We start from the raw sequence: 25,653 nt of genomic DNA, 5'->3' as shown, positions 1-25,653 counted from the left end.
TCCTCCTTTAAATACTTTAATAGAAATTCTTTAAATTACTAAAGCAATCTTTGACGGTAATTGAACAATTTCAGAAGATCCTTCTTCTCCATAACGCCAAGCCGATTAAAACCACAAAGACCAAGGCGATTGCCAGTGTAATCACCCAAGAGACTGGGTCTTGATTCGCAATCGGCAATGTCACGTTCATCCCAAAGAAACTGAACACCAGTGTAGGAAGTGTTAAAAAAACGGTAAATAAGGTAAGAGTTTTCATTGTATTGTTCAACTCATTGGATATTAGCGAAGAATAGGAACCCGTTATACTATTCAATATTCTCGTATACAATTCGGTGGTTTCAATTCCTTGGTTATTTTCAATTTTCACATCTTCCAGGAGATCTTGGTCGTCTTCATATAATTTAATGGAATGAACACGAAACAGCTTGGTGATGACATCTCCATTAGACTTTAAGGAAGTGAGAAAATACACTAAGCTTTTCTCGATTTCCATTAAGTCGTAAAGCTGCTTGCTCGTTAATGAATCACGCAAGTTGCCTTCTATTTTAAGCCGGTGTTTATTCAGTTGCTTTAAGTTATCTAAATACTGAGTTGAGATGGCCAATAATACTTCTAATGCAAAGCGGCTTTTCATTAAGGTGCTGACATTTTTCTTTATGAGCCCGTTTAAAAAACTGCTCGGCTGGTGACAAACCGTTACTATGTAATCGGCTCCCACAATTATGCCGATCGGAATGGTGATATACGAATTAAACTGATTATTATTGGAGTCGACTATCGGAAAATCATTAATAATCAACGTACTATTCGCCTCTTCATCGTATTCGATGCGGGCCGTTTCTTCTAAATCCAACGGGTCTTCCAGAAACTCAATCGGGATATTGCAAAGTTGGGATACTCTCTCGAGTTCTTCTTTTGTCGGCGCGGTTATATTGATCCAGCAGTTGTTTTCAAAGTTCTCAACGACTTCTAAAATTCCATCGGGAGAGGATTTATAGATGCTAAGCATTCTATATCCCCCTTTCTATTTTTAATTGAAGGCCGTTTCCAACCACAAATTTAACCCTACCTCAAAATCAAAATAAAAAAAGCTTTTTATAGAAAAAAAGAAGAAAAGATAGGCTTTAATCAGCCTCTCACCTTCCTTCATATCTTCTGCTATTTCGATTTCAGTTTTCATTTCGCTTGCATTCCATTACCAAATCATAAGCATACAACTATGGTATAAGTTAAATATCATCGTACAAAATTTGATTTTTTATCTAAACGCCCCTAACTTATAGTTTGCTAAACTCTGCGCCAATTAATAAAAGATAAGCCATTCCCAACATTGCAAGGTTTGATAGAGTTCCTGCGAGGACGTACCACAGTTCTTTAGATCCTAAAGCAAATCCTATCCCCAATAACGAAATCAACCCAATTATAATTGCATCTGTTTCAACATCTATTGGCAAAAAGAAAAAAACTATACTGGTTGCTGCTGCTAGTAGTGATAAATAGCCTAGCGTATTTCTTTTATTTTTCTTCATGATTTCACCTCCAGAAAATGGATAAATGCTTCTTTTATTTAGCTCTGGCTTAACTTATCTACACTTTACAAATGAGTTAAACATGACATTCCTTTAACATGGAGATTATCATATCCAGTCGAATTTATTTATAATAACGATGCGCTTTCACAAAAAGTTTCCAGTGGTGAATGTGAATTAGGGTAATCGTTTGCCCAAGCAGGATTGTAAAGACAAAAGGAGGAGCACTAGTATGGCGGGGACAAAAATATCTCGATGGAACCTTAGTAAGGCTGGCTTTACTGCGTTTGGTTTAGCTACTATTTTCTACTTAATAACTGGTCCTAATATACCTGCAATACTTGGCTTTTTAACATCCGCAATAATATTGTTCATTCTAAATGCTGTTTATGTTTTTTACACAAACAAGAAATCAGGGAACTAAAAAAATAGTGAAACTGAAATTCTTTATATGTTCTCCGTTTCGTCCCTATGAATAGAACATACCTGTACATAAGTTATATTCATATCCCAGTCTTTGCCCAAAACTTCCATTTGGACTTTGCCAATTCATTTTTCATGTAGGCAAGCAGATCCGTTTGGTTTACCAGACTGGACAATGTTTGCTCTCAAAAAAGAAAGCTATGTTTTCTAACCAACAAACGAACATAAAAATGAGCTGGGAAATGCTGCTCCAAGCTCATAGTATCCGTTAGTTATATAACCAATTCCGTTCATTCATTTAAAACATTCCACCTTGATTGTTATCCCGTCCAGCATCTCTGCGAGCCTCTGCTTCGGCTAAATTCTGGTTCAAAGTCTTTTCCTGTTTATTTAAGTTGTATTTCCCCCGAGTCAAAACATCCACAAGAAAACTACCCGCAAATAAAGCTGCCAAGGAACCCCAAAAGATCCACATCATCCAATGCATATATTTCACCCCTTTTCATTTCAGTCATTGCTTCCATCACCCATGACTTCTTAGTATTATTATACGGTTACTACTGGAATAAGTTTCAATATTCAATATTTTAAAAGCAACAATTTATACTTTGTTTCCAGTCGATTACAAATTTAATTATTGTTGAATTGCTTACGCAGTTATTCAACATTGGGCTTGGAAGAAATAAATAAAATCCTCCTGCTTTCTGCACTAAGCAACCGAGGCCGCCTTTTTCTGCTTGCCGCACCTTTCGCATGAGTAGACATACAGCGCCGGGACTTCGCTGTCTTGGCTAATGCGCTTGTATTTATGCAGCCCGATTCTGCACAACAAGCTGCTTTCCTTGTTGTTCAGCAGCAATAACAGGATTAAGCCTATAAAACCGGCAGCGATCAAAATATACGGCAAGTTATACAGATTGAAGGTTTCATCGACTCCAGCCAACAAAAGAACGGCGCCGGCCAACAGATAAAATGAAAAGACGATTTTCAGCTTGGCAATCACCAGAACACCTCCTTCGCTTCTTTTAAAAACAGCTTGACCTCACTTTTCCATCTGCTGCACATTAGACAATTCGACTAAAGAGAGATTGGCCACTATCAAGCCAACAGCCAACGGAACAGCCAGCAGCAGCGAAGTTCCAAAGTCCTGAGGCAGCAAGGGACGGATGACCACGGTAAGGACCAAGCTCACTATCGCCGCGATTCCGATCCGGTTCAAAGACTTTTTAGATATATACTGGGTATCGCCGCAGTGCGAACACACTTTTCCGCTGGTTCCCCTGAACTTAAAAGCGATTTTGCATGTATCTTTCAAACTCCATCTATGTCCACAATTTTGGCATTTCGGCATTTAGTAACCTCCAGAACAAATCTTTTCTTCTATCTACCAAATACCCTAATTTGTGTAAGATAAAAGAGAATTGGCCATTAGGCTTTTTTTTAAATGAAGAATGGTATTATGAAAATTGTAGTTACTAATAATCCCATTATTTATTAATATCCATTCAAACTGATTACTTCAATTTGCCGCTTCGAATAATTACAGGAGGTGCATTCTCCAGATATGAAAAACTTTGCAGATGACTTGGCCGGAGCGATTTTAGATATTTTAAAGTTGGTTTGTTACTTTGTAGCCGGCGGGCTGATTGTGACCGTTTTATTGTATGCCATCACGTGGGGTATTGAATGGATTCTCGTCCATATCATGACGTAGCGGTTTCTCTTAGACTAGACGATAAAACTCAGTTTTATTGGCATTTTTCCAAAACCAAAAGCCTCTCTTAACTGTCAGCTTACACAACAGTTGAGAGAGGCTTTCTTGTTAGTTTTCTTCCGCCAGCTTGAATGCTTTTCTGCTTCTGAGACAAAGCACCAGCCACAGGAGTACATTGAAGACAACGAAGAACGCGCCGAGCACGGAAATGCTCATTATAAATGTATCCCATCCATATGCCGAAGACATCGATTCCCTAAAACCGAGCAGCGCATAGCTCATCGGAACAAAATCATGCACGGTCTGGAAAAATCCATTGGTCAGCTCCACCGGGAACATGCCGCCGCTTGCCCCCAATTGGAGAACGAGCAGGATCATTGCCACAAACCGGCCCGGATTTCCAAACGTCATCCCCAGGAACATGATCAGGAACATATAGGTGAGCGAAGTGATGACCGAGACCGCGATAAACTCTCCGATATGCTCCACTTGAAGGTTGAAGCCAAACAGCATGATGGCGTCGACAATGAGTGCAGCGGCCGTTGCCTGGACAAAGCCGAGTGAGAATTTGCTGAGCCACCAGGCTGTGCCTGATGTCGGGCGTCCTGCCGGTGCATTGATCGGGAATACCAAGTTGAATGATAAAGCCCCAACAAAAAGACCAAGCGACAAAATATACGGTGCCAGCGCATGGCCGTAGTTCGGCACTTCGCTGCGCTGGCTCTCGGTCGCGGTTGCCGGAGCAGCAAGCAAGTCGATGTTGGCATCCGCCAGTTGCGTGCCGTTTACGTCTTCTGCTCCTTCCGCCAAGCTATCAGCAAGTTCAGACGACCCTTCTGAAAGTTTGCCGAGGCCGTCCCCGAGTTCACCCGAACCTTCTTCCAGCTGATCTGCTCCACCACGAAGGCCGGCTGCACCATCCGCAAGGTCTATCGCTCCGCCGGAAAGCGCCGGAATTCCTTCAGCCAGCCGATTGGCCCCATCCGCTAATTCGCCGGAACCGGAATTCAGCGCTGCCGAGTTGGCAGCCAGCCCATCGGCTCCCTGTTGAAGCTGACCGGCTCCTTGTGCCGCTTCTGATACTCCGGCCGCATAAGCAGCTGTTCCTTGTTCCAGTTCCACTGAGCCTTGCTGCAAAGCACTCGCACCTTCAACAAGTCCTTCCGAACCGGAAGCTAGCGACGATACGCCTTCGTTCAACGACGAACTGCCTTGCGCTAAACGGTCGACGGCTTCCGCCAGCTGCGGAAGATTTTCCGTAGCTTTTTCCGCTCCTGCCAGCAGCTTGCCACTGCCTTGCATGGCTGCCTCTGCACCTGCTGCAAGAGAGGATGCACCCGGGATCAGCTGATCTGCAAGTGCACTATGGACCGCTCCATACCCGTCGAGTGCCTGAACCGCTTGAGGATTTACTTGCTCCACAGCGCTGTTCAATTCCGCGATTTGTGCCGGCAATGAACCAAGCGACTGAAACGCGGGAATCAGTTGTTCGTTCAAATCGGCGGATACTGCAGCGAGGTTCGCTCCAAGCGTTTCAACAGCGGCCTGCTGCACCGCTGCTTGTTCTTGGGTACTGCCGGATACTGCAGCTGACAGCTCTGCCTGCTGCTCTTCGGTCAGACTGCCAAAAGCCGGTGATGCTTGCAGCGCTTCAACTGCCGAGCCGGAAGATGCTGTCTGCAATTCCTCCACTCCTTGCTGCGCCGCAGCCAAATTGGCCTGCAGCGCTGATGCATCCTGCACGTTGCTCGCAGCAACAGCGCCGTTTAATTGGCTGAGGCTTGCTTGAATGCCTGCGAGCCCCTGCTGCAAGCTGTCGATTTGATCGGCAGCGGGCAGGCCGCTATTTAATGCCTTCAGACCTTCTTGCAATGCCGAACTTCCGGTCTTTAGTTCGCCAAGGCCTTCGCTCAGCGCCGCTTGGCCGGAAACCAGTTGCTGAATGCCTGAAGAGCTGTCCACTAGTCCGCTCGTTTGCGCCTGCAGTTCATGAAGTCCCTCATCCAGCTGTGCACTGCCTTGCTGAGTTTCCGAAAGCCCCTCACTCAACTGCTCCGCTCCCGGCACAAGAGATCCAAGACCTTCAGCCAGTTTTTCGGAACCTTGAACGAGCGTGGATCCTTTGTCGTTCAATTCCGCTGTCCCTGCAGCGAGGCCATTGACCCCACTCTGCAGTTTTCCTACCCCTTCCGTATAGTCAAAAACCCCTTTGTTCAGCCCTTCTGCTCCTTCCTGCAATGCGGTCGCACCGCTCGCAAACTGGCCGACGCCGACTTCCAATTGCTCGGCGCCTTCCTGGAAAGTCAAACTGCCTTCTGACAGTTCGAGCAGCCCTGCCGTTAGGTCGGTGTTGCCGTCCTGCAGCTCTACCGTTCCTGCATCCAGCTGTTCTGCGCCGTCCGCCGCTCTTCCGACACCTTCTCCAAGCGTTTCAATTTGCGCAAAAACCGCTTTGACGTATTCTTTTGTGACGTTCTCAGCGATTTCTTCTTTAATGCTCGTTGTCGCCTGTTTGCTGACCGCTTCAATAAAAAAGCCGCGGCCGGGGTTGGTTTCATACTGCAAATTCATGGCTTTTGGCTTGTCGTCCATGACAGATGCCGCATTTGCCGAGAAATTTTCCGGAATGGTCAATACCATGAAATAGTCGCCATCGTTCATTCCTCGCTGTGCTTCTTTGGCATCTGTAAAATGCCAGTCAAGCGTGTCGTTTTCTTTCAGGTTGCCGACCAGTTCATCACCGACAGCAAAGGTTTTGCCCTCATATTCTGCAGCTTCATCTTCGTTGACGACCGCTACCGGCAGTTGATCGGTTTTTCCGTAAGGATCCCACGACGAACCGAGGAAAAATCCGCCATAGATAATGGGGATGAACATCATGATGATCATCGTCCCGAGTAAAAGAGGTTTGGAAAACAGCTGTTTCCATTCCTGTTTCAGCATGTTCACTTGTCATCATCCCGTTCTTTGTCTATTACGTCGCTTAAGGTTTCCCGGTTCCAGTTTAAAGTCGGCAAATTCGACGTGCCTAATCCTTCTTTCAACAGATCTGCTGCTGTTACTTTAGAAAAATACTCGATCAGCAAGCGGTCTCCTTGGGAAAAGACGCTGCGGAGAAGCTTCTGTCCTTTTTCGGTGTATTGCTTATCATGAAACGCGAGTCCGATCAACCCCGTATCCGGATACATCTGAATCGGCCCTTCCATAGCTTCAATCACATCAAGCATGGTAATATCCGCTGCGGGTTTCGCAAGCGAAACACCGCCGTTATTCCCTGAAACCGACACGGCAATCCCCTGGACGACTAATTTTCTTATGATTTTTTTCATATAGGATGGCGATACGCCCAAGCGCTTGCTGATTTCATCTGAAGCGAGCGGCGCGCTGCTTTCCTGTGTGGCAAGCAAGACGATAATGCATAAGGCTTGCTCTACCCCTTTGGTCAATTGCATCGTGAACACCTCTTTCTTCTACTTTGAATATCCATTATGGATATTCTTTATCCAATTAGTGATGATACGCTCTTTTTTAAAAAATGCAATAGCTGAGTTTGCATTTTCAGCTGATCGGCGAAAAAGAACAAAAGTAAAAACAGCAAAGACTGATCCCTCGCTGCTTTTACATTAGGCGTATTTGCTTCAAACCTTCAAGACTGATTCTTTTCAACGCATTCGGTGCAAGTAAACCGGCCTTCATTTTTTAGATAAGCTTTAATTTCTGTAAATCCTTTTCTTTTGGGGTACCGCATCTTTACATGCACGACCTCGCCCCCTTCAATTTCCCTGTTGCACAATGAACACTTCGGATTTTCGTTAAACACTGGAATCGCCTCCGGTTCTGTTTAGTAATGCTGGTTTCTAAGAGATTTCTTTCCCCTCTTGCTAATCAGATCGATACGTATTCCTTTTATCGCTTTTACGCTTCGAATTTCTTAACTTGTCCAGCCCCAATGCTATCGGGATCGGAATCATCAGCAGACCATAGGAAAGGCGCGTTAAAAATCGAGCATTTTCAGTGCCTGGATTATTGAACAAGTAGATGTTCAATACGATACACCCAATACCTGAAGATAGCGCCAGTATGAGCAAGACTGACCGTAAAACTATTAAATACAAGCTGCATCACCTCGTCATTTTCTTTTTCAAAAGTGAAAAGAGAAAGACCACAACAATAAAAAACAAAACTGTGAGTGTTACGTCTATCCAGTTGAGCATTCAATTCCTCCTTCTCCCTGTTCTATTTTGATTTATGTATGCCACTCTACAATACATAAGACAATTTATGATCAAAGAAGCAAAAGCCCCATGCTACTCTGTGAATTCCGTCCATCTTAAGAATAAAGTTATTATTTCCACTCTCCATTATACCAAAAATGCCCATAAATGTTATTCTTGAAGTTCAGTATCTATTTATGCAACAAATGAGTAAACAATTTTTTGCAAGTTCATTTTAGCGATGGTTTTTCAGTATTCACCGACCATGCTACGATTAAAAACACATAACATTTCGGTTAGGTCAGGTGAACTGCATATGAGCTTATTTGAAAAACTATATACTGTAATTACTTTTTTGGCTGCAGTCATTGGAATTGCCGCCGGACAAATTGGTGCCCTTCAAGAAAATGCAGATCGCGTAATTGTTCCTCTGCTGATCGTGATGCTTTACCTCACCTTTCTGCAGATTCCACTCCAAAAAGCGAAGCTGGCTTTTGGCAATATCCGTTTTTCTTCGGTGACGCTGCTGATGAATTTTGTCTGGACGCCGCTTCTTGCCTGGTTCTTGGCTTCGCTGTTTTTAGGAGACCAGCCGGCTCTTTATATCGGCTTTATCATGCTGCTGGTGACGCCGTGCACAGACTGGTATTTGGCCTTCACCGGAATCGCTAGAGGCAACTTGGCGTTGTCGACTGCGATCCTGCCCATGAACTTGATTCTGCAAATTATTTTATTGCCGTTTTACCTCCTGCTGTTCGGAGGTACTGCAGGCGGGATTGAGATTTCGTTTTTGCTGGAAAGTGTGGTTGCTGTACTGCTACTTCCTTTACTGCTGGCAATTGCTACAAAAGGACTTGCTAAAAATCGGACGTGGCCTTCAATAACCAAATGGAGCGCGCTGCCGATCGTGTTTCTTAGCCTGGCCATCGCGGCGATGTTTGCTTCTCAAGGCGAACTGCTGCTGAATAACCTGGACTTGCTGTGGCAGCTTCTTGTGTCCATCCTGCTGTTTTTCGTCATAAATTTCATTGTCGGCCAAAAGATGGGAGGACTTATGAAGTTTTCTTATGAAGACACAGCCAGTTTGAATCTCGCGACATTGGCGAGAAACTCCCCTATCGCGCTGGCCATTGCGATGACCGCATTTCCGGACCAGCCGTTGATTGCCTTAACGTTGGTGATCGGTCCTTTGCTGGAGTTGCCCGTGCTCGCTGCTATCACCCAAGTCTTGCTGGTTCTTCGGAAGCGCAGCCTGTCATAAAAAGCACAATCGACCCTGTAGCAGTCGATTGTGTTTTTTTCGTTCTTACTCAGCGCTGACATTAAGAAAGTTTAATTTTTCAATTAAATCTTTTGTGGTTTTTTTGCTTTATTTCCCAATAAAACTATTGAGATTTTTCGAAAAGTGGTAGCACACCCCTTAGAAATGGCTCTAAGCCTTGCTGCAGCTGGTTATTACGATGATTTCTAAACTAGATTCTCTTCTAAAGGATCTGTTCTAAGCGTTTTCATTTCCAACAACGTATTGTGCGTATTTTCACATGCAATTTGTATGCTTTTATTCGCGGATAATGTGTCAAAGTTGTGGCGGGCCTCTCTTCCAGCCCTTCGAATTACATTGAGTTTTTAAAAGAATTTTTGCTATAGTAGCAAATAGACTCAAATGATTATTGAAAAGTCTGCACGCCAAAACTATAGATAGAAAGAAGTTGCGTTATGAACTCTCATGTACAAGTAAAAAGACCAAAAACGATGGCCGCTATTTTAATGATTGGATCTTTTATCGGGTTATTTGGTGAAACTGCATTAAACATGGCGTTGACCAACATCATGGAAGACTTTGCTATCACCGCAGGGACTGCCCAGTGGCTAACGACCGGCTATTTACTGGTATTGGCCATCTTGGTGCCGTTGTCCGCTTACCTGGTCCGCTGGTTTACGACGCGCCAGCTGATTGTTTCGGCATTGCTCATTTCTTCCCTCGGCGCATTGCTTGCTGCGCTGGCACCGAGTTTTTCTTTCTTGCTGGTCGGCCGTTTGGTCCAAGCGATCGGAACCGGCATCTTCCTGCCGTTAATGTTTAGTGTCATTCTCTTAATCTTCCCGATCCAAAAACGCGGCTCGGTGATGGGCATTGTCGGGTTGGTCATCACCGCAGGTCCAGCTCTTGGACCTACATTAAGCGGATTGATCATCAATGCCAGCAGCTGGCATTATATTTTCTGGATGATGGTCGCATTAAATGCCCTGTTATTGATCGGTGCGTTAAAAACGGAGAACGTCTCGGACATCACCAAGCCGAAAATTGATGTCGTCTCGCTCCTATTATCGACCATCGCATTTGGCGGCATCATCTTTTCCTTGGCGACATTGGCAGAAACGCCATTTACAGAACCGACTGTTTGGGCTCCGTTGCTTGCAGGTGTGATCGCCTTGCTGCTGTTCATCAGCCGCCAGCTGAAGATGCCGCAGCCAATGGTCAACTTGCGCGTCTTCAAATACCCGATGTTCGCACTTGGAACCGTGCTGATGTTCTTGACTTTGTTCGTCATTCTTTCTGTGGCGATCCTGATTCCGATTTACTTGAAGAGTGTACTGGCTTATACGTCGATTGCCGCAGGTTTGTTGATGCTGCCGGCTAACTTGATCAACATCATCATGGCGCCGATCGTCGGATCCAACTTTGACCGGGTGGGCGCCCGCATCTTCACACGTGCCGGTTTTGCACTCGTAACTGTTGCAGCTGTCGCTTTCCTTCTGATCTTGTCAGCGACAACTCCGGTATGGCAAATTATTGCTGCTCTGTGCATTTTGTTCCTGGGCATTTCCATGACCATTATGCCCGCACAGACTCACGCAATGAATCAGCTGCCGCCAGAACTGTATGCAGATGGTTCAGCCGCTATGAACACCCTCACGCAACTGGCAGGCGCTGCAGGTACCGCAATTGCCATCACCTTATTCACAGCTGGCCAAGAAAACTACATTGTAGACTTTGGCGCAGGCAATCCCGCTGAGTTTCTGGCCTTCGGCACCCATCACGCGTTTTACGCGGTGTTGGCAGCTGCAGCTATTGGCTTGATCGGATCGTTGTTTATCAAAAACAACCGTGCCGCTCTGAAATGACGTGAAAAACCACCCGTCCTTATACAGGATGGGTGGTTTTTTTGTTGAGTTTTTTAATGTAATTGAATGACTCGTATTCAATATCCCAAATTAAGTAAATCAAACTGAATGGTTACGGCTATTACTGTTATCGTAATAACCATCTCACCAATTGTCAGGATCGACTGCTTGGGATTGTCCGAGTATTTCCATTCAAAGAATGCCCTAACGGAATAGTCCGCTACCGAAAGTAGGATTACTGGAACCAGATAAAAGGCTATTGAATACTCTTTGAAAATTACCAAATACAAAATGACAATCAGTACCACTGCCGTCGAAATCCTCAAAAACCAGTCCACTTTTTTATGGGTCTTGTTAATATGGTTATAGGAAAACCACTCCCGCTTTTCTTTTTCGATTTTGAATATTTTTCTCAAGGAGAACTTCACTAACGAAATCAAAGCGAATAAAATGACTAGCGCTAATCCAATCTTCAACCAAAACATGCTATTTCCTCCTTGAAGACCTCTTTAACTAAAAAAGAATTGGTAAATGACATAACCCAAAATCAACACAAGAATTAATAGGACCATGCCTTTCCAGCCCATGTTGCCCGCGATGTCTGTAACGTTGCCGTTCCCGGCGCTTTTATCAAATTCATCTCGCGCAGAGCCTCCAGGATTGCGTTTCAGCTCGTTTTGTCTGAGGCGCTCTCTGGTTTCCTTAGCATTCTTTCTCGATTCCATCCCACTTCCCCCTTTAATTTACTAATAATTCAATTAATGTATACTATTATTATGACATAGATTTCTGGTCCTGCTCTTTATTGTCCAAAAAAAGAAGCGTCAAAATGCGAAGAAGATCCAGAATAGAACGGAGGGAAATCCATGAGTGCAAATCTATTGTTGTCGGTCGTGATGGTGGTTGTCGGTGTGGCATTTTTAATTTTGTCGTTCCTGTTTCCAGGTGAAATTACAATCGGTGCCTTTATCGCATCCTTGGTTATTGCTGCATTCTTTTATGTACTGCACAAAAAACAAAAGAACCGGGTTCACAGCCACTGAGTATAAGAGAACAGCAAAAGCACCGCAGAAAATTCTCTGCGGTGCTTTTCATGTAAGCTCTAACTGGCTCATCACTTGATGATTCCATCCGGTCACTCGGTATAATCAGCTTCGATATAAAATTTCACGCGTTCACCGACCATATAATACTTGGAATAATGGACAGGCGATCCATCAGGGCAATAAATGATTTTCTTCACCAGGATGACAGGCGACGTTTTATTGATTCCTAAGTGTTTGCAAAGCTCTGCCGGGGGATGGACGTATTCGATCTCTTTTTTCACTTTTGTGAAGGGGATCTTGTACTTTTCACGTATCAATGCAAAAGTAGAGACACTGTCATCCAGCAGATCGTAAATGCCGGGATAGATGTTCACTGGCAAATAGGCAAAGTCTATGCTGAACGGCCCTTCCGCATCTTTGACGAGGCGGACGAGCTCGACAAATTCGGTCTGTTCATGTTCAAATGCTCTTGAGGCTTCTGCATCGTCCGTGATGATCCGTTTGTGCAGAATCTCTTTTTCGATGTTATTTTCCTCTGTAGACAACCCTTCTGTAAAACCCTTCAAATTCAATAGATGCAGGTCTTTTTTGGAAGCCCGGACAAATGTGCCTTTGCCGCGAATCACTTCGATGACGCCTTCCTCGCCCAGTTCCTTAATGGCCCTCCGTATAGTGATGCGGCTGACGTCAAAGATTCCACACAGCTCGGATTCGTTTGGAATCTTGTCTCCCGCCTTCATGTTATTCGTTTTGATCCATGCCTTGATGCCTGACTTTATCTGCTCATACAGCAATACAGGACTGTCCGTATCCACGCTGTTTTGATCCATCATCCAAGCTCCCCCTATACTTAACATTCGATCATTCTATGATTTAACTGTACATGAGGAGCAGTTCGAAAACAATTTTTTAGAATTCCTTCGGGTATCCGATCCCGCCGTAAAACCCGCATGTCGCTTCGGCGGATGCCGTCGCTTTTTCGATTGCTTTTTCCATGCTTTCCCCGTTTAGATAATTCACCAGAAATCCGCCTATCAAACTGTCGCCTGCCCCCATCGTGTCGACAACGGTAATTTTCTTCAACTTTTGTTCAAAAACCTTTTCCTCACTGATAAACAAAGCAGGCTCATTGCCCCTCGTCAGAGCCGCTGCTTTAAAACCGAACCCTTTCAGCTTTTGGACAAACCAGTTCAGCTCTTCTTCCGTCAATTCTGCCGCCGAGAAAAAAGCATACTTGATAAATGGCGCCACCTTCTCGATATAGTCCAGTTCCAGATGGTTGGAGAAATCATACGAGATGTCAATGACTTTGGCCAACTTCTCCAGTTCGCTTTCCATGGACGAATAGCAGCTGACGTGACAGACATCAAAAGCTTCAATGAAATCCAGATCTTCTTCAATCAGCTGCAGTTTAAACCGCCGTTGAACTGAATTTTTTGCGCCGCTCATAAACACGCGGTCGCCTTCATCCGTCAGGGCGACACGCGGCTGGCCGCTGATGCCTTCCGCTGTACGGGACAGACCGAAGTCGATGGCTTCTTTTTCCAACGCATATTTGATGTGCTGCGCTTTTTCATCGGTCGCGAAGATGCCAATGTATGCAGCCTTCTCGGCTCCATTTTTTCGGGCATTGACAGCAACGTTGACGCAATTGCCTCCCGGATAGTATTTCTGTTGATCCAAATAGCAATCCACTACATTATCTCCAACTGCAATCAGCTTCATTCCAAATTCCTCCTCTTATCCTTTCACAGATCCTTCCGACAGCCCTCTGACTAAATATCGCTGCAGGAAAATCAACAGGACGACCATCGGGATGGTCGCAATCACCATTCCTGCAAGCAGCACGCCCCAGTCGGTTCTGAGTGCATCCCGGAAGTTCATCAAGCCGGACGGAATGGTCTTCAGCATGTCCGAATCAATGAACACCGTCGCAAACATAAACTCGTTCCATGCGAAGTAAGCCGTCAACACGATTGTCGTCACAATGATGGGAACCGACAGCGGCAAATAGATGCGGGCGTAAATGCCAAACTCACTGCAGCCGTCAATGATGGCCGATTCTTCTAGCTCTCTTGGAATACTCAGGAAGAACGCGCGGATCAGGATGATCGTCAGCGGCAGACGGTACGCCACATACGTTAAGATCAGGGCCCAATGCGTGTTGATCAAATCCATCCAGGTCAGCATTTCAAAAAGCGGGATCAACGCAACTTGGGGATTCATCATGATGCCTCCGATGGTGAATATCAGGGCTACATCAATCCATCTCGATTTATAGCGCGACAGCGTAAACGCTGCCATCGATCCAATAATGACAACCAGGAAAATAGTCGCTAAAGTCACCCAAAGACTGTTGATAAAATATCCGGAAATCCCCATCGACCAAGCCGTCGCGTAGTTCTCGAAATGCCAGACAGACGGCAGCCCCCATACATTGTTATAGATTTCATCATAACTTTTCAAGGAAGAAACCACCATCCAAAAAAGCGGATAAAGGATGACAAAAGCAAACAACAGCAGACCTAAGAGAATCATGTTTTTCGAAACTTTCGTCGACAAACTGGTTTTTCTGGACGCTTTAACGCTTTTTGCAGAGCGCTCTTTCGTACGCTTTTGATCCTGCGTGAGTACATCGGATTTGATATTTTCAGTTGTTTTTGTCATCCTATTCATCCTTTCCGGTTCCTGAAACCTTGATTTGGATCAGGGCGAAAATCGCAGTGACGACGAAAATCAGCGTGGCAACAGCGGACCCGTAACCCATATTGTCTTTGAAAAAGCCCTGCTGGTACATATACACCGATAACGTCATCGAGCTCGTCCCCGGACCGCCGTTGGTCAGTATGTACGGTTCGTTGAAAACGAGCATGGATCCTGTGATGGTGATGAGCATGTTGACGAATAAAGCTTCTTTTACTTGCGGAATCGTAATGCTGAAAAACTGCCGAATTTTTCCGGCGCCGTCAATGTTCGCCGCCTCGTATAGCTCTTTAGGGATTTTCTGGATCGCTACGATAAACAGCATCGTGATAAAGCCGATGCTCTGCCATTGAGACATGGCAATGACTGCATAAATGGAAGTTGTCGCATTTCCAAGCCACGGCACTGCCAGATTGCCCAAGCCGACCAGTTCCAAAAAGCTGTTTAACAGCCCCATCTGAGGGTTGTAGATAAAGTTGAACAGCAAGGCGATAACCGAAATCGAAATCATAACCGGTATGAAATAGATGACACGAAGCATCGGTGCTATCCGTCGGAAAAGCTTGTCTTCCAGGATCGTGGCCAGAATCAACGCGAATGCTACTTGAAAAATAACGGAGATTATGGCGTACTTGACGTTGTTGATCAAGGCAGTCATTACGACTTTATCGCCAAGCAGCTGTTGAAATGCTGAAAACCCGACATATTCTTTCGTCGGAGAAAAGACGCTAAAGTCAAAAAAGCTGTTATAGAAGTTTTGGACGAGTGGAATATAGATGAAGATTCCCAAGAACAAGAGGCTCGGCAATATGAACAAGGCTGGGATCATCCGGTTTCTTCTGGCAATCATACGTGCACCTTCTTTCATTTTAATAAGTCCTAATATTCACGAGAACATTAGGACTTATCCAGTTCTGGTTTGCTGCTATTTTTGGTTTTCCGCTTCCTGCTGTGCTTCTTTCAAGATATCTTCAGGCGTTGTCTGCCCAGTGGCCAAGCTTTGTCCGCCGCGCATAAAGACGTCTGCTACATTGATATTGACTGCATTATCGAACCATGGCGCGGTCGACGAAGCATTGGTGATCAGTTCGTACGCCTCTAGACTTGCCGGGTTGACGTTCTCTTCCGTGACTGCTCCTTCAATGGCATTCAACTGTCCGTCTGTTTTCGTGAAGTCAGCAGCTGTTTCTTCAGAAGTCAGGAATTTCAGGAAATCGATGGTTTCTTCTGGTGCGTTTTTGCTGACCATCCAACCTTCAGGTGCGCCGGTAAGTGCTGTCGGGTCGCCTTTTGCCCCTTCAACTTCCGGGAAGTCGAAGAATCCGAACTCTACATCTCCCGCTTCCTCGACCATCTTGATCTCCGCAAACTGCATATACAATATCGGGACTTCACCGGCAGCGAACATATTGCGCGCCGCTTCGTGATCGATTGCAGTGGAAACTTCGCCCATATAGCTTGTCAGTTCATTGAACATTTCAAGGCCCTGAACGTAGCCTGGATCCGTGAACTCAGCCGTTTCCGAGTTGTAGTCTTTTTCCAGGACTGCCGGATCAACGACACGTTCGAAAATGGTCCCGAGGTAATGGGAGATCGCCCACGTATTGGTCAAGCCTTCAACCAATGGCTGTTCATAGCCTGCACTTTGAAGCTTATCGAGCGCTTCAATCAACTCGTCATAGGTTTTCGGAATTTCGATATTATTTTCTTCAAAAGCCGCTTTATTATAGAAGAATGCTTTTCCATCTACCGTAAACGGAATGCCATACGTCGTGTCGTCAAAAGTGAATCCGCCGAACTGGGAATCAATGATTTTCGATGACCATTCCTCGTCTTCTTGAATGACCTCATTCAACGGCATGATGCGTTCAGAAGAAACCAGATTTTCAGCAAATGAATCCGACCAGGCAGTGAAAATGTCCGGCAGTTCATCGCTCGATACCAGGACACGGACTTTTTCTTTATAAGCATCGTTCAGGACGTAATCCACGTTGATGTGGACATCCGGGTTCTGCTCCATGTACTCTTTGATTTTTTCATCATAGAAAGATTTTCTCGGTTCATTCGGCCATCTGTGGAAAAAGTCGATTTCCACTTTGCCATCCGCATTGGCACTTTGTTCCCCACCTGAATTACATGCAGCTAATAACGTCGAAAGCAGAAGCAACAAAATCGAAAAGCACAATGTTTTCTTCATTTCGTATCCCCTTTCTGATGAACCCCGCTTATTTTTTAGTAATCCATTTTCCACATATATCTTCTGACGGACAACGGATGTCCCGTGTGTTCAGCCAGTGCATCCGCATACAGGCGAAGAACCGATCCCGCAAGCGCCGGGCCGAAGTATTCTTTCAAGTCTTCATCCACACCTTCGTAGTTCAAGGTTTCGATGTCGACCACTTCCACTTTGTCGCTGAATTTCTGTACGAAGTCCAGTGCGCGCTCATCCAGCGGACGGCTTGTTCCGGCGCCTTTAACAACCAGGAATGGCACGTCATAATCCGTGATTTCGAACGGTCCATGGAAGAACTCTCCTGAATGGATGGCGTTTGAATGGATCCACAGCATCTCCATCAACAGGCAGCTCGTGAACGAGTAGGCGTGGTGGATATATGCACCGCTCGCCATTGTGTAAATGATGTGTTCACGCTTGTTCTTTTTGCCGAATTCATTTGCAGCATCCGCAAATTGTTCGATGTTTTTCTGGATCAGTTCGCCGACATTCGGCAACTGGCTGACAACGCGTTTGTATTTTTCATTCGGAGCCAGTGCATTCAGCAATTCGAAGATCAATGTGTAGAAAATGCCGACTTCACCATCGATGGCATCCGAACCGTCTTTGTAGTTGTAATGGACGATGTGTTCAGCGGCTTGGCATAAAGGAGATTCCGCTTCCATCGAGATGGACACGGTCAATGCGCCTTTTTCGCGAGCAAAGCTTGCTGCTTCGACCGTTTCAGGAGTGGTTCCTGAATGGGAGCGCAAAATTACCAGTGTGTTTTCACCGACACTTTTCGGGTTGCGGTGGATAAACTCGTTGGCTGTGTAGACGAAGCTTGGAACTTCCGTTTCCTTGCTGATGAAATATTCTCCGAACGACAGGGAAGCCATTGAACCTCCGCATGCTACAAAATAGACATTCTGGATGTCGCGGGATTTTACCGCTTCCAATACGTTGGCAATCTGATTCGCATGCTCCGGCTTCATGGCCGTTCCTTGCACTTCATGGATGATTCCGCCTGCTGCTTCTTCAATAATTGTACCTTGCTCTTGTTTCATTTGAACACCTCCATAATTTATAACGTCATATGACGTTATATTAATTAGTATTATAATCCGAAGTATTTTAAATAGTCAATATAATTTGACAATTTAATTTATTTTATTTTTAAAGGTGTTCAAAAAGCTTATCCAACACTGTTTCTCTTGATGCTTTTTTTTTGTGATGCTTGCTAAAATTACAAATCAACAAAAAAAGGCGCCGCATATAGCGGCGCCTTCAGGTTTCAAACACTAATTTTTAAAGAATTAAGGATATCTAGTTCTACTGCCAGGCACTCCTATTATTCAAACAAAGGCGTAACGGGTTTTTCGTTATGAACGTGTTCAATCGCTTCAGCCAACAAAGGCGCGACGGAAAGAATCGTAAGTTTTGGCGTCTGTTTTTCTTCGGGGATGCGGATGGTATTGGTGACAACCAGTTCCGTAACGGCCGACTCTTCGATTCGCTGGACTGCGCCGCCTGAAAGAACCGCATGTGTGCAGCAGGCATAAACAGCTTTCGCGCCATTTTCAACCAAGACATTGGCAGCTAACGAGATCGTCGTTGCGGTATCAATGATGTCCACAATGATGATGACGTTCTTGCCTTTGATGTCACCCACAATATTGACCACTTCGGGCTCGCCTGGCTGTACTCGGCGCTTGTCGATAAAACCGATCGGAACGTCCAGGTGGCTTGCCAGTTTACGGGCTCTTCCCAGCCCGCCGTTGTCCGGAGCTACAACAATGGCATCTTCCAATCCTTTATCCAGGAAATGCTTCGACAGGATCTTTTCACCGAGCAATTGGTCTACCGGCATATTGAAGAATCCCTGGATTTGGGGAGCATGCAAATCCATTGTGATGATGTGGGTAGCCCCTGCCTTTGCCAGCATGTTGGCCACCAATTTTGCCGTGATCGGTTCACGTGAACTCGCTTTCCGGTCCTGTCGCGCATAGCCGTAGTAAGGCATGACGACATTGATGGTTTCCGCAGAAGCCCGCTTTAGCGCATCGATCATGATCAGCAGTTCCATGACGTGCTCATTCCCCGGTTGGGAAGTCGACTGAATCAAGTAGACTTTTTTGCCTCGAACACTTTCTTCGATGTGTATTTGAACTTCGCCATCGCTAAAGTGGTTAATGGAGCTTTTCCCCAGCTGACAACCGAGCTCATCCGCGATTTCCTGGGCCAGTTCTGGATTTGAATTCAATGTAAAAAGCTTAAATTTTTCCCCTAATTGATAAGCCAAATGATAGCCCCCTTCAAAAAATTGTTGAACCTATTTGATAGCTGACCGGCTTACTGCCGAGGTCAACCAACTGGCATAGTACTTGCAGCAGTTGCTTTTATGATAACGCGTTGCTGGGGTAATAGCCAATGGTTTAAGAGGTTCATTTTTGTTGAATGGATTAATTGTCATAAGTTTTTCACTGTCTTTTAGCAGCTGAAGTTTCGAGAGAGCTTGCACCTTACAACTCCCTCTTTACGTAACAGTTTAATTTAATGTTAAGGATACCGACTTTCTCTCGAAATAAGCATGCAATCGGTAGTCTGCTATCTCTTGAGTCCATTTGTACAGGAGCTCATTTTCTTCTACAGAAGGCTGCAGCTGAAATTTGAAGATACCATCCTTAAAAGAAGCGATACCTTCTTTCGCACTCCCACTCCACTTCGTCATTGGCATTTGCGCAATCAAATCTGTCATTTTCTTTTGATCGTATGTACGCAGCCGTTTCCCCTGGATATCACTGAAGTCTATGTTCATTCGGTAGTCTTTTTCAGTTAAGTACTTATGAAAGAAAGGTGCCGCTTCTTCCGATGTTATCGGCTCAAGCCACCTCTTTTCCCCTTTTGACAGCATATAATTCAAGACAACCATCTTGTAACTTTTGGTCATACCGGTTTTTTCAGCTTCCAAAAACCAGCCTTTAAATTTCAGCCAGACCTCTTGTTCTTTTTCCATCAGCTCATCCGCAAAAGCGAGCATTCCAACGTAACTGCCAAACTCCTGTTTTACCGTTTTGGAGTCGAGGTTGGCATGAAGGTGGAATTCCAAATAAGTTGGGCGTCTTCCCATTTCCTTTTTCAAATCACGGTATGCCAAAACCAACGCCTCTTTTCGGGGCGCTCTTTTTCTGCGCATTTCCTCCAGCAGATTGATTACTTGCAAATCCAGATTAAATTCACAAAGAGCCGGCACAAGCGGTTCGCTAGGTTTACTTGAAGCTCGGCTTTCTTCTTTATTAAAAACAGCCAGTTTCAAGTCAGCATTTCGGTAATTGCCAATAAAATCAATGATGACGCAATGCGACTTTCCTTCTGCAATTCGCAGGCCACGGCCGATTTGCTGCGTATAAACGGCCAGCGATTCGGTCGGCCGGATGAAAAGAAGGGTATCCACTTTCGGAATATCGACGCCCTCATTGAATAAATCAACTGTGAAAATGAGATCAAGTTCACCTGAATCCAGCTTGGAGCGGGCAGCTTTGCGCTCTTGTGGATGCGACTCGCCATGAAGCGCAATTGATCGAACACCTTTGTGCTGAAAGAAACTGTTCATATACATCGCTTGCTTGATAGATGAGCAGAAGGCTATCGTTCGCGTCTGTTTTTGCCGGCTCCACTCTTCAAAGATCTTTTCGGCAAACTCTTTTCGCAGCTGCACTTGCAGTAATTCCCCTTCATCATACCGGGTTCCTCTCCATGGAATAGCCGAATAATCGGTATCATCGTAAACGCCGTAATAATTGAATGGAGAAAGCCAACTGCGCTCTATGGCATCTAGAAAGTGAATCGAGATAGCAACATTTCCATCACATAACGCGTAAACGTCTTTATTGTCCATGCGGTCAGGTGTAGCGGTAATGCCCAGTAAAAACTTCGGCTCAAAATGATGGAGCAAACGCTCGTAAGTTGGCGCGGCTGCATGATGGAATTCATCCACCACAATCAAATCAAAAGCATCCTTTTCAAATTGGTCCAAATGATACTGGCTGCCTAGGGTATAGATTGATGCAAAAATAAAATCAGCATCGGTCTTTTTCTCGGAGGCATTATAAAACGCACTCGACCGGTCCGGATGAACATGCCGGAAGGATTGCTCTGCCTGAGTCAAGATTTCTTCTCTATGTGCGACAAACAACACCCGTTTAAATTTCGCCGCAAAAAAAGCGGCTAAATAAGTTTTGCCCAAGCCCGTTGCCAGCACCACCATAGCCCGACTGTAATCTTCCACTATTACGTTGTCCAAGGCTTCCAGCGCTTCACTTTGCGCAGGTCTAGGTGAAATAGGGGCTTGATAAGAGACTGGAGTCTCCGCTACTTCAGGCGGATGCGGGAGAGTCGGCCCGACCGTCATTTCGACTTCCTCTGCTTCCGACCACACAGGGCTGATAGGCCGTTTAAGATTTGCTGCATTATGTAAGGACCGATATTCTGCCAATGTCTCTGTATTTAAAGATACTGTTTGATCAGCATAAAAATTTTTCAGAAATTGAACGGTCGCTTCTTCAAAAACCTCCGCGTCCACAGAAGTCGGCGCAATTAAGTTCCACTCCACCCCTGTGGTTAATGCGGAGGCTGATAAATTAGATGATCCCACAATTAGCTGCGAAGCTTCTGTTCCCCGAAACAAATAAGATTTCGGATGGAAGGAAGTTCCCCCGCTCTTCCAAATCCGAATTTCCGCAGAAGGCAACTCTTCCAAAAGCAATTGCAGCGCATCCGGCTGCGTGACAAACAGATAGTCGCCTACCAACAGCTTAATCGGTACCCCTCTTCTAGCCGCCTGCTGCAGGAAAGGAATGATCTTTTTCACACCGGACTTCATCGCAAACGCCGTTATCCATTGAATCTCAACCGCATCTTTTGATAATCTCTCCAAATGCGAAACAAGCTGAGAAGTGACCAGTTCCAGCTTAGTCATCTTCAACCTCAATTAGGAAGATCCGCTTTTCAAATCCCCCGCGCTTCTCTGCTTTTGCCTGGCGTACTCCTTCCAACTCTTCAAAAGAAGAACCGTGGATTTTTGTTGCTGCGTGAAGAAGTTCGAGGATGTCAGCCAATTCTTCAATTGCTTCTTCATTAGTTGCTGCTTCTTTATACTCTTCTAGTTCTTCGCTTAATTTCTTTTTCACTTCAGCTTCATATTCAACTTCCCCAAGAATACGGGTTGAAAATTCTTTGCCGGTCTTCTCAATCACTTCTGGTATAGCATCACGGACTAGCTTGTTATAGATAGGCATAGGAAAACTCCTTTTAAAATATAGATTATGTCAGTATTTTTTTTCATTTCTTATCTTTATAATCTGAAGAAGACTTAGCACTGGGCTTCTCCGGAAATGCATACATAGATTTATAGTAGTTTTTTGTATCAAACCTCTTTACATATCTCTTAGCACAAATTGATGCCATATAAATGATACCAACTATCTCCACGAATTCTTCAGTGTATTCATAATCAATTACTATAATGTGGTCTGAACCATTTTCTTTTAAATCGTTTATCCACATTTTTGTATAAATATTATTACCTAAAATTATGTCTATAATCATTCTATTTCTCTCTCTATAATTTCTTAAAAGTCTACTCTCATTACTATTCTATATTTTACTCTCCCCACCCTTTAACTTCTTTAATCTATTTAATTAAAATGTGATTCATTAAAGTACACTTTTACGAACGCTTTGAAAAGGGCCGAAAATGACCATAAAGAGCGTTCGTAAACGTGTCAAATGACTTTACGAACGTTCGCGTAATTGTATACACTTTTACGAACGCTTTTCAATTATAATTAGAGAAAAGAATTGTTTCGAGGTGAATTATGGAACATCGCAAATTTGGTTACATACGTGTCAGCAGCAAAGATCAAAATGAAGGACGTCAATTGGAAGCCATGCGGAAAATGGGCATCACTGAACGGGACATTTATTTGGATAAGCAAAGTGGGAAAAACTTTGAGCGCGCGAACTATCAATTACTGAAACGGGTTATTCGAAAAGGTGATATCTTGTATATCCACTCACTGGATCGGTTTGGCCCGAACAAAGAAGAGATTCTTCAGGAATGGAATGACCTCACAAAAAATATCGAAGCGGATATTGTGGTGTTGGATATGCCGTTATTGGATACGACTCAATATAAAGATAGCATGGGCACATTCATTGCGGATTTGGTTTTGCAGATTCTTTCCTGGATGGCTGAAGAGGAACGGGAACGTATCCGGAAACGGCAGCGTGAAGGAATCGACTTGGCGCTGCAAAATGGCATTCAGTTTGGCAGACCCACGGTTTTTGTTTCAGAGGAGTTCAAAGAGGTTTATAGAAAATGGAAAGCTCAGGAGCTAACAGCTGTGGAAGCCATGCAGGAAGCCGGAGTTAAAAAGACTAGTTTTTATAAATTGGTAAAAGCATTTGAAGAAGAGATGGTTAAACTATTATAGATAGAAGAAACTTTTTAATAATTACTGTTCTTTCCTCTAACAAATAAGGTAGAGGGGCTTTTTACAAAAGCAACTTAATTCTAATTAACATATACTATCGGAGCAACTTTAGACACTAAGACTTCTTTCGAGCGATTCTCGGCCACCTAAAAAAGGGCCGTAATTAATCCGGCCGCTATGTTACCTAAAAGAATTAGAAATGGAAAGTTTTATCCGGCCTTAACGTAGAAAAATAAACCTGCGCTGAAACTTATTATTGATTGTTTAATTCCAGCGCTTTGTAGATATAGAAATAAGCTTCCGGGGAACTCTTTTTCACATTATTAATATTTTTTGGCCGCCAAATATTATCTTCACTTTGTCTTACACTGACAGGTATATCAACCTTCCAACTGGACATATCTTTATTGTTAAATCGCTCAACAGTCGATTTTTCTTTTAAAATCAATTGGGCTAAATAAGCAGCTTTTGATGCGCTAACCACAGCATCACGCATAAGATAACTTTTACTAAAGATAAAATCTTTAATTCGATTAACACCATCTTGTAATTGAGCATATTCCTTTTTGCATACCGAACCTTGTGCACAAATAATTAAAGACGTGTTAAATATATCTTCTAACACATTCTCTATACTCAATTCAGTTTTATTCCTGTACCTTAGTTCTTGTTCAGCGAATTGACTAAATGTGCGTTCCACTGTTTCTAAATTTTCAACTTCATCAAAGAGATTTTCAATATCAAAGAGTTGCTTTATAATTTCTAATTCTTTACCTTTAGCGTAGGGTATCCCTGTCGTTAACGGTGCAAAAGCCGTTAATTTATCTCCTAGTATACTTTCCACAGTAGGCATATTAACTTGAATTTCGGGGTCTTCATAATCAATAAATTCACATTTGATACTTTTAAAGACTGTTTCTTCATAATGGCTGCTTTCAAACAAAACATCTAAAAGAATATAGTGTGGCTGCGATGGATTTACTGCTGATTTATAATAAAACTTATAGTGGGACTTTGGAACATCATTCGCTTTTCTCTCGTTTTCTTTCCACTCATAGAAGATGCTGCTTTTTGCTACTAATTCATTAGCTATTCTTTCTAGTTCTTTTATAGTTAAGTCATTCTTTTCCTTTTCAACGATAATATCAATATCAATGGAAAATCTATGAAGATTATCTAATAGTAAAAGTAACGATGTTCCACCTTTAAAAATAAAACTAAGTTCGCTTTGACTTAGTAATTCTAATAAGTGTAAAGCTTTAGTTACTTTTTCTATGAGTTCCGGATTACCTCGTTTCTCTTTTCCCAATTTTATTGAAAGCTCTTTAATCCATTCACTTTCAAATGTTCTGGTTGCAATCATATAATATCCTCCAATGCAGTTAAAAAATAATGTTAGTTTCTTCACTTAAAAAGCCTAATACTTTGTTTAACACACCACGTTTGCCAGCATATTGCCTTATTGTAGATCGTTTAACAGTATATTCGTTGAATAAATTTTCTAGTATATTTGCTTTTTCTTTTCCTTGATATGGCATTAATATAATTTCATCGATAAACAAATCTACAATAATTGCTTCTATCTTGGGAATAACAAATTTATCTAATTGCATAGTTGGTTTGTGCAAAACTAAGGGCGAAACGATTGTGCTATATCCATCTTTCAACATATAACTAGCTGATGTATTGTCTCGGGGTGCAAATACAACATTTTTTTCATTTAAGTATAGAAAATTGAAAACATCATTTATTAGATTAGATTCCACTTCAACAATTATATTCATTGTGCTGGGTTGATGAACCATAAAATTATTGAGCCATTCTGTTTCCCATATAACAAAGTCTACATACGGAAATTCTTTTTTCAGTTTCCTAAATATCCGTTTCGCATCCTTAGATAGAGTCGGTATAAACAACTTTTCGGGACCTATTTCATAAACGCCTCTCGAAACACTCCTAATTACGCCTTGCTCTTTTAAATGGTATACTCTCCATCTAAAAGTTGTTTGCTTCAACTCACCATTTTCTAGTTCATTATAAAATTTAAACAGCTCTTTTGTTGTAAATCTTCGATTGGTAAATTTTTTAATTATTTCCTCTTCTTTCATAACTGACATTTCCGCATTACTCCTCTCTTTTATTCTCACAATCCTAAGCAAGAGTAACTTCAAATATTTATTTCTCTATTATAG

The 25,653-nt window shown here is 43.6% G+C and carries 28 protein-coding genes; 6 read left to right on the top strand and 22 right to left on the bottom strand.

Annotated features, from left to right (window positions below; genetic code table 11):
- Positions 1-70 precede the first annotated feature (70 nt).
- Both GJB59_RS02045 and GJB59_RS02040 read right to left on the bottom strand, forming a co-directional pair.
- Positions 71-1,009 (bottom strand): magnesium transporter CorA family protein, encoded by a 939-nt coding sequence (locus GJB59_RS02045; protein WP_142828622.1) that lies wholly within the window; start codon positions 1,007-1,009, stop codon positions 71-73.
- Between the two features lie 268 nt (positions 1,010-1,277).
- Positions 1,278-1,529, bottom strand: coding sequence for a hypothetical protein (locus tag GJB59_RS02040; protein WP_142828621.1), 252 nt, complete (start codon positions 1,527-1,529; stop codon positions 1,278-1,280).
- Positions 1,530-1,761: 232 nt separating this feature from the next.
- Between GJB59_RS02040 and GJB59_RS02035 the strand changes: the two genes are divergently transcribed.
- Complete coding sequence (locus tag GJB59_RS02035; RefSeq protein WP_142828620.1) at positions 1,762-1,953, top strand: hypothetical protein; 192 nt, start codon at positions 1,762-1,764, stop codon at positions 1,951-1,953.
- Positions 1,954-2,250: 297 nt separating this feature from the next.
- Here the strand turns inward: GJB59_RS02035 and GJB59_RS02030 are convergent, their stop codons facing one another.
- The 3 genes from GJB59_RS02030 to GJB59_RS02020 form a co-directional block, all read right to left on the bottom strand.
- Positions 2,251-2,439, bottom strand: a complete 189-nt coding sequence (locus GJB59_RS02030; protein ID WP_142828619.1) for a hypothetical protein — start codon at positions 2,437-2,439, stop codon at positions 2,251-2,253.
- A 222-nt stretch (positions 2,440-2,661) separates the two neighbouring features.
- Positions 2,662-2,955: a hypothetical protein gene (locus GJB59_RS02025; RefSeq protein ID WP_142828618.1), complete on the bottom strand. Its 294-nt coding sequence runs from the start codon at positions 2,953-2,955 to the stop codon at positions 2,662-2,664.
- Between the two features lie 39 nt (positions 2,956-2,994).
- Complete coding sequence (locus tag GJB59_RS02020; RefSeq protein WP_142828617.1) at positions 2,995-3,303, bottom strand: TIGR04104 family putative zinc finger protein; 309 nt, start codon at positions 3,301-3,303, stop codon at positions 2,995-2,997.
- A 213-nt stretch (positions 3,304-3,516) separates the two neighbouring features.
- On the opposite strand from GJB59_RS02020, the gene GJB59_RS02015 reads away from it, so the two are divergent.
- Positions 3,517-3,666 carry a hypothetical protein gene (locus tag GJB59_RS02015; protein ID WP_185960078.1) on the top strand — a complete coding sequence of 50 codons (150 nt, stop codon included), beginning with the start codon at positions 3,517-3,519 and terminating at the stop codon, positions 3,664-3,666.
- A gap of 108 nt (positions 3,667-3,774) precedes the next feature.
- Here the strand turns inward: GJB59_RS02015 and GJB59_RS02010 are convergent, their stop codons facing one another.
- The 3 genes from GJB59_RS02010 to GJB59_RS02000 all read right to left on the bottom strand — a co-directional run bounded on the left by GJB59_RS02010 (position 3,775) and on the right by GJB59_RS02000 (position 7,884).
- A complete protein-coding gene (locus GJB59_RS02010; protein ID WP_236015361.1) occupies positions 3,775-6,609 on the bottom strand; it encodes a YhgE/Pip domain-containing protein in 2,835 nt (944 codons plus the stop codon).
- A 2-nt stretch (positions 6,610-6,611) separates the two neighbouring features.
- A complete protein-coding gene (locus GJB59_RS02005; protein WP_142828615.1) occupies positions 6,612-7,118 on the bottom strand; it encodes an RrF2 family transcriptional regulator in 507 nt (168 codons plus the stop codon).
- A 571-nt stretch (positions 7,119-7,689) separates the two neighbouring features.
- Positions 7,690-7,884: a hypothetical protein gene (locus GJB59_RS02000; RefSeq protein WP_203583260.1), complete on the bottom strand. Its 195-nt coding sequence runs from the start codon at positions 7,882-7,884 to the stop codon at positions 7,690-7,692.
- A gap of 312 nt (positions 7,885-8,196) precedes the next feature.
- On the opposite strand from GJB59_RS02000, the gene GJB59_RS01995 reads away from it, so the two are divergent.
- Both GJB59_RS01995 and GJB59_RS01990 read left to right on the top strand, forming a co-directional pair.
- Positions 8,197-9,141, top strand: a complete 945-nt coding sequence (locus GJB59_RS01995) for an arsenic resistance protein (protein ID WP_142828613.1) — start codon at positions 8,197-8,199, stop codon at positions 9,139-9,141.
- A gap of 455 nt (positions 9,142-9,596) precedes the next feature.
- Entirely contained in the window at positions 9,597-11,006 is a 1,410-nt protein-coding gene (locus tag GJB59_RS01990; RefSeq protein WP_142828612.1) for a DHA2 family efflux MFS transporter permease subunit, read from the top strand.
- 77 nt (positions 11,007-11,083) lie between these two features.
- Here GJB59_RS01990 and GJB59_RS01985 read toward each other — a convergent pair whose 3' ends face one another.
- A complete protein-coding gene (locus GJB59_RS01985) occupies positions 11,084-11,491 on the bottom strand; it encodes a DUF4181 domain-containing protein (RefSeq protein WP_142828611.1) in 408 nt (135 codons plus the stop codon).
- Between the two features lie 24 nt (positions 11,492-11,515).
- Positions 11,516-11,731 (bottom strand): DUF6366 family protein, encoded by a 216-nt coding sequence (locus GJB59_RS01980; RefSeq protein ID WP_142828610.1) that lies wholly within the window; start codon positions 11,729-11,731, stop codon positions 11,516-11,518.
- 141 nt (positions 11,732-11,872) lie between these two features.
- Here GJB59_RS01980 and GJB59_RS01975 point away from each other — a divergent pair, with 141 nt between their 5' ends.
- Positions 11,873-12,049 (top strand): hypothetical protein, encoded by a 177-nt coding sequence (locus tag GJB59_RS01975; protein WP_185960077.1) that lies wholly within the window; start codon positions 11,873-11,875, stop codon positions 12,047-12,049.
- A gap of 92 nt (positions 12,050-12,141) precedes the next feature.
- Here GJB59_RS01975 and GJB59_RS01970 read toward each other — a convergent pair whose 3' ends face one another.
- The 10 genes from GJB59_RS01970 to GJB59_RS01925 all read right to left on the bottom strand — a co-directional run bounded on the left by GJB59_RS01970 (position 12,142) and on the right by GJB59_RS01925 (position 22,574).
- Positions 12,142-12,885 (bottom strand): GntR family transcriptional regulator, encoded by a 744-nt coding sequence (locus GJB59_RS01970; protein ID WP_142828609.1) that lies wholly within the window; start codon positions 12,883-12,885, stop codon positions 12,142-12,144.
- Between the two features lie 76 nt (positions 12,886-12,961).
- Complete coding sequence (locus GJB59_RS01965) at positions 12,962-13,777, bottom strand: PfkB family carbohydrate kinase (RefSeq protein ID WP_142828608.1); 816 nt, start codon at positions 13,775-13,777, stop codon at positions 12,962-12,964.
- A gap of 15 nt (positions 13,778-13,792) precedes the next feature.
- Entirely contained in the window at positions 13,793-14,719 is a 927-nt protein-coding gene (locus GJB59_RS01960) for a carbohydrate ABC transporter permease (protein ID WP_142828607.1), read from the bottom strand.
- A gap of 1 nt (position 14,720) precedes the next feature.
- Positions 14,721-15,623, bottom strand: coding sequence for a carbohydrate ABC transporter permease (locus GJB59_RS01955; protein WP_236015343.1), 903 nt, complete (start codon positions 15,621-15,623; stop codon positions 14,721-14,723).
- Positions 15,624-15,680: 57 nt separating this feature from the next.
- On the bottom strand, positions 15,681-16,952 hold the full coding sequence (locus GJB59_RS01950) for an ABC transporter substrate-binding protein (RefSeq protein ID WP_142828606.1): 1,272 nt from the start codon (positions 16,950-16,952) through the stop codon (positions 15,681-15,683).
- Positions 16,953-16,987: 35 nt separating this feature from the next.
- Entirely contained in the window at positions 16,988-18,034 is a 1,047-nt protein-coding gene (locus GJB59_RS01945; protein ID WP_236015341.1) for an SIS domain-containing protein, read from the bottom strand.
- Between the two features lie 284 nt (positions 18,035-18,318).
- Positions 18,319-19,269 (bottom strand): ribose-phosphate diphosphokinase, encoded by a 951-nt coding sequence (locus GJB59_RS01940; RefSeq protein WP_142828605.1) that lies wholly within the window; start codon positions 19,267-19,269, stop codon positions 18,319-18,321.
- 246 nt (positions 19,270-19,515) lie between these two features.
- Positions 19,516-21,945, bottom strand: coding sequence for a DEAD/DEAH box helicase family protein (locus tag GJB59_RS01935; RefSeq protein WP_142828604.1), 2,430 nt, complete (start codon positions 21,943-21,945; stop codon positions 19,516-19,518).
- On the bottom strand, positions 21,938-22,264 hold the full coding sequence (locus GJB59_RS01930) for a nucleoside triphosphate pyrophosphohydrolase (RefSeq protein ID WP_142828603.1): 327 nt from the start codon (positions 22,262-22,264) through the stop codon (positions 21,938-21,940). The genes GJB59_RS01935 and GJB59_RS01930 overlap by 8 nt, the downstream gene beginning before the upstream one ends.
- Positions 22,265-22,307: 43 nt before the next feature.
- Positions 22,308-22,574: a hypothetical protein gene (locus GJB59_RS01925; protein ID WP_142828602.1), complete on the bottom strand. Its 267-nt coding sequence runs from the start codon at positions 22,572-22,574 to the stop codon at positions 22,308-22,310.
- 269 nt (positions 22,575-22,843) lie between these two features.
- Between GJB59_RS01925 and GJB59_RS01920 the strand changes: the two genes are divergently transcribed.
- Positions 22,844-23,461, top strand: coding sequence for a recombinase family protein (locus GJB59_RS01920; RefSeq protein WP_142828601.1), 618 nt, complete (start codon positions 22,844-22,846; stop codon positions 23,459-23,461).
- A 253-nt stretch (positions 23,462-23,714) separates the two neighbouring features.
- On the opposite strand, the gene GJB59_RS01915 is transcribed toward GJB59_RS01920, so the two are convergent.
- Positions 23,715-24,824, bottom strand: coding sequence for a nucleotidyl transferase AbiEii/AbiGii toxin family protein (locus GJB59_RS01915; RefSeq protein ID WP_142828600.1), 1,110 nt, complete (start codon positions 24,822-24,824; stop codon positions 23,715-23,717).
- Positions 24,825-24,843: 19 nt separating this feature from the next.
- On the bottom strand, positions 24,844-25,578 hold the full coding sequence (locus tag GJB59_RS01910; RefSeq protein ID WP_142828599.1) for a DUF6577 family protein: 735 nt from the start codon (positions 25,576-25,578) through the stop codon (positions 24,844-24,846).
- Positions 25,579-25,653 lie beyond the last annotated feature (75 nt).

Origin of the sequence: Planococcus soli (genome assembly GCF_016881065.1) — a bacterium.
Lineage (GTDB): Bacteria > Bacillota > Bacilli > Bacillales_A > Planococcaceae > Planococcus > Planococcus soli.
The sequence above is the reverse complement of the archived record's forward strand: the minus strand, read 5'-3'. Positions and strand labels throughout refer to the sequence as shown.

Coding starts and splice junctions, on each gene's coding strand:
- GJB59_RS02045 (WP_142828622.1), bottom strand. CDS start 1,009: ATGCTTAGCATCTATAAATCCTCTCCCGATGGAATTTTAGAAGTCGTT.
- GJB59_RS02040 (WP_142828621.1), bottom strand. CDS start 1,529: ATGAAGAAAAATAAAAGAAATACGCTAGGCTATTTATCACTACTAGCA.
- GJB59_RS02035 (WP_142828620.1), top strand. CDS start 1,762: ATGGCGGGGACAAAAATATCTCGATGGAACCTTAGTAAGGCTGGCTTT.
- GJB59_RS02030 (WP_142828619.1), bottom strand. CDS start 2,439: ATGCATTGGATGATGTGGATCTTTTGGGGTTCCTTGGCAGCTTTATTT.
- GJB59_RS02020 (WP_142828617.1), bottom strand. CDS start 3,303: ATGCCGAAATGCCAAAATTGTGGACATAGATGGAGTTTGAAAGATACA.
- GJB59_RS02015 (WP_185960078.1), top strand. CDS start 3,517: ATGAAAAACTTTGCAGATGACTTGGCCGGAGCGATTTTAGATATTTTA.
- GJB59_RS02010 (WP_236015361.1), bottom strand. CDS start 6,609: ATGCTGAAACAGGAATGGAAACAGCTGTTTTCCAAACCTCTTTTACTC.
- GJB59_RS02005 (WP_142828615.1), bottom strand. CDS start 7,118: ATGCAATTGACCAAAGGGGTAGAGCAAGCCTTATGCATTATCGTCTTG.
- GJB59_RS01995 (WP_142828613.1), top strand. CDS start 8,197: ATGAGCTTATTTGAAAAACTATATACTGTAATTACTTTTTTGGCTGCA.
- GJB59_RS01990 (WP_142828612.1), top strand. CDS start 9,597: ATGAACTCTCATGTACAAGTAAAAAGACCAAAAACGATGGCCGCTATT.
- GJB59_RS01985 (WP_142828611.1), bottom strand. CDS start 11,491: ATGTTTTGGTTGAAGATTGGATTAGCGCTAGTCATTTTATTCGCTTTG.
- GJB59_RS01980 (WP_142828610.1), bottom strand. CDS start 11,731: ATGGAATCGAGAAAGAATGCTAAGGAAACCAGAGAGCGCCTCAGACAA.
- GJB59_RS01975 (WP_185960077.1), top strand. CDS start 11,873: ATGAGTGCAAATCTATTGTTGTCGGTCGTGATGGTGGTTGTCGGTGTG.
- GJB59_RS01970 (WP_142828609.1), bottom strand. CDS start 12,885: ATGATGGATCAAAACAGCGTGGATACGGACAGTCCTGTATTGCTGTAT.
- GJB59_RS01965 (WP_142828608.1), bottom strand. CDS start 13,777: ATGAAGCTGATTGCAGTTGGAGATAATGTAGTGGATTGCTATTTGGAT.
- GJB59_RS01960 (WP_142828607.1), bottom strand. CDS start 14,719: ATGACAAAAACAACTGAAAATATCAAATCCGATGTACTCACGCAGGAT.
- GJB59_RS01955 (WP_236015343.1), bottom strand. CDS start 15,623: ATGAAAGAAGGTGCACGTATGATTGCCAGAAGAAACCGGATGATCCCA.
- GJB59_RS01950 (WP_142828606.1), bottom strand. CDS start 16,952: ATGAAGAAAACATTGTGCTTTTCGATTTTGTTGCTTCTGCTTTCGACG.
- GJB59_RS01945 (WP_236015341.1), bottom strand. CDS start 18,034: ATGAAACAAGAGCAAGGTACAATTATTGAAGAAGCAGCAGGCGGAATC.
- GJB59_RS01935 (WP_142828604.1), bottom strand. CDS start 21,945: ATGACTAAGCTGGAACTGGTCACTTCTCAGCTTGTTTCGCATTTGGAG.
- GJB59_RS01930 (WP_142828603.1), bottom strand. CDS start 22,264: ATGCCTATCTATAACAAGCTAGTCCGTGATGCTATACCAGAAGTGATT.
- GJB59_RS01925 (WP_142828602.1), bottom strand. CDS start 22,574: ATGATTATAGACATAATTTTAGGTAATAATATTTATACAAAAATGTGG.
- GJB59_RS01920 (WP_142828601.1), top strand. CDS start 22,844: ATGGAACATCGCAAATTTGGTTACATACGTGTCAGCAGCAAAGATCAA.
- GJB59_RS01915 (WP_142828600.1), bottom strand. CDS start 24,824: ATGATTGCAACCAGAACATTTGAAAGTGAATGGATTAAAGAGCTTTCA.
- GJB59_RS01910 (WP_142828599.1), bottom strand. CDS start 25,578: ATGTCAGTTATGAAAGAAGAGGAAATAATTAAAAAATTTACCAATCGA.